Raw genomic sequence first — 2103 nt, forward strand, 5'->3', positions numbered from 1 at the left:
GGATACCCAGATCTGAGCAAACTGAGATTCATCAATAATCTAGCAGTGCGTCCATTGCCATCCTGAAAAGGATGAATTGTAACTAGTCGATAATGAATCTCTGTAGCTATTTCAACAGGATGCAAAGTTGGATTGGAATGAAGCCACTTACCAAATTCTTGCATCAATTCTGGCACCATAATTGCATCGGGATAGCGATAATTGCTACCCGCAGCCATCACATTAAAAGATCGGTAAGCACCAGATCCCCGATCTCCTTTGCACACCAATCCATGAATCTGGCGGATATCCCATTCGGTAATCGCTCGTTCATCCATCGCCAGATCTCGAATAAAATCGATTGCTTCGACGTGGTTGATTGCTTCTAAGTGGTCTTTTAGGGGTTTGCCACCAATAGTGATCCCCTTTTCAATTACGATTTGAGTTTCGGATTGGGTGAGAGTATTACCTTCGATCGCGTTGGAGTGATAGGTTAATCGGATATTATAAACTTCCCGCAGATTTTCCACTAAGTCAGGCGCAAGAGGACGAATGCGATCTAACCTAGCTTTGAGTGCGTCAATTTGGTTTAGAAGGGTGGGGTTAGACATCAGAAGAATTAAATAAGGTTCGAGCGATAGTTGATGCCATCACAACAATCCATAATCGTAATAGTCCAAAATTTCTGCCAATAACCTGGGATTAGATGTTAACAAATTCCCTAAATTCTGCTCCTGGATATCCTGGGCACAACGATCAAAGATCCCATAACAATACCGCTCATCATCGTGACGCGAACGATATCTAATCCCATCCACTAGTTGAGGATGATCGTAAATAGCCTGTGCCCATTGCCGAGCAACAGTATAAGCCCCAGAAGACAATCGCGCATCGGCTCCCATCTTGACCAAATTACTCCCCGTCAAATCGGCGAATACCAACGGACGACGACTATCGATGGCGTATAAATCCCGCAGTCTCAATCCTAACTCAGAAATGCCCTTTGCCCCATGAGTCCTGCCATAGCACTCAATCCAACTAGCATAGACATCAGCCCCCACATACAAGATCCCGTAGCCCTGTGCTGGACTGTCAAATCTGCCTTTCCCCGTCCGGTCAAAATACAAGCTAGAAGAAAACTCTACCGCATTCAATCGATACCAAGTCCCCTGACTGGTCAAAATTGGTAGCTCTCTACGATTGAAATCCTCTGGTGGCAAGGGATGAGGAATTAACGGATCTTCAGGCTGGATTTGGTTCGCCATAACAAGCCGCAGCAGTAACTACAGCATCGATATTTCCAGCAACCAAACATTCTAAAGGAGTGAGATTATTCAACCGTAGATCTCCAGTTTTGATAAACATTAACTGTGTCCAAGCATCAAATTTAGCCAGCACAGTCAATACCGAGTCTAGTCCAGGCAATACACCCCCATCTTTAAATTGCCACAGCGGATAGAAATAACCTCGTTTTCCCAATAACACAGCCAAAAGTTGCCCTTTACTTCGCCGTTTATCCACAGCCTGCCGAGAAATTCCCAATAATTGGGCGACTTCTTCACTCCGCAACGGTTGCCCATCGCTATACAGTAGCTCTTGCTTAACTTTCATCCCCCTCAGTCGCGCTCCTGCCAACGGGTCTGTCGGTGCGAGTTCGGCTAGTAGTTCGGGTGCAGTCAATGCCGAGATTGTCCACTCAAAGCTGTTAGTGTGAGGATAAGCCGTAACATTGCTAGCATGACTGGCTACTAGAGCTACATCAATTGCTGCTTGCCAATATTGGGACAACTTCTGATGGTGCTTTGATTCCCGCAATAAGGTAGCTAAAGCCTCTTTAAATTGGGGGGAAGTATCGAGTAAGTTATCGATCAGTCTTTGTTCGATCTGGCTGGTTTTCTGTACTCGTTCGATTAAGGTATCTACACTCATAGTATTATAATTGAGAATTATCCCTTCATTGATTGAAGCAGAATCGAGGTGATGGGGTCGGTCATACTTGAGTTTTGGTCTAAATTTAGAGAAATTGAGCAATTTTGTGACCACATTTTTACCATATCAAAGTAGTGCAACTTTGTCAATCAACATTTAATGTCCGATAATGGCCCTTTGCGGACATTAAATGTT

3 protein-coding genes are annotated in these 2103 nt (G+C 44.4%); all 3 read right to left on the bottom strand.

Annotated features, from left to right (window positions below; genetic code table 11):
• The coding region (locus RMO55_RS16565) for a Fic family protein (protein WP_310428257.1) at nucleotides 1–590 on the bottom strand (590 nt) is incomplete at its 3' end.
• Nucleotides 591–629: 39 nt separating this feature from the next.
• The gene (locus RMO55_RS16570; RefSeq protein ID WP_310428259.1) at nucleotides 630–1244 is read right to left on the bottom strand and encodes an RES family NAD+ phosphorylase; all 615 of its coding nucleotides are present in this window, start codon (nucleotides 1242–1244) and stop codon (nucleotides 630–632) included.
• Entirely contained in the window at nucleotides 1222–1908 is a 687-nt protein-coding gene (locus RMO55_RS16575) for a hypothetical protein (RefSeq protein WP_310428261.1), read from the bottom strand. Before RMO55_RS16575 ends, RMO55_RS16570 begins: the two co-directional genes overlap by 23 nt.
• Nucleotides 1909–2103 lie beyond the last annotated feature (195 nt).

Source organism: Chamaesiphon sp. VAR_48_metabat_135_sub (assembly GCF_031418915.1).
In the GTDB taxonomy this organism is placed as follows: Bacteria; Cyanobacteriota; Cyanobacteriia; order Cyanobacteriales; family Chamaesiphonaceae; genus Chamaesiphon.

Coding starts and splice junctions, on each gene's coding strand:
- RMO55_RS16570 (WP_310428259.1), bottom strand. CDS start 1,244: ATGGCGAACCAAATCCAGCCTGAAGATCCGTTAATTCCTCATCCCTTG.
- RMO55_RS16575 (WP_310428261.1), bottom strand. CDS start 1,908: ATGAGTGTAGATACCTTAATCGAACGAGTACAGAAAACCAGCCAGATC.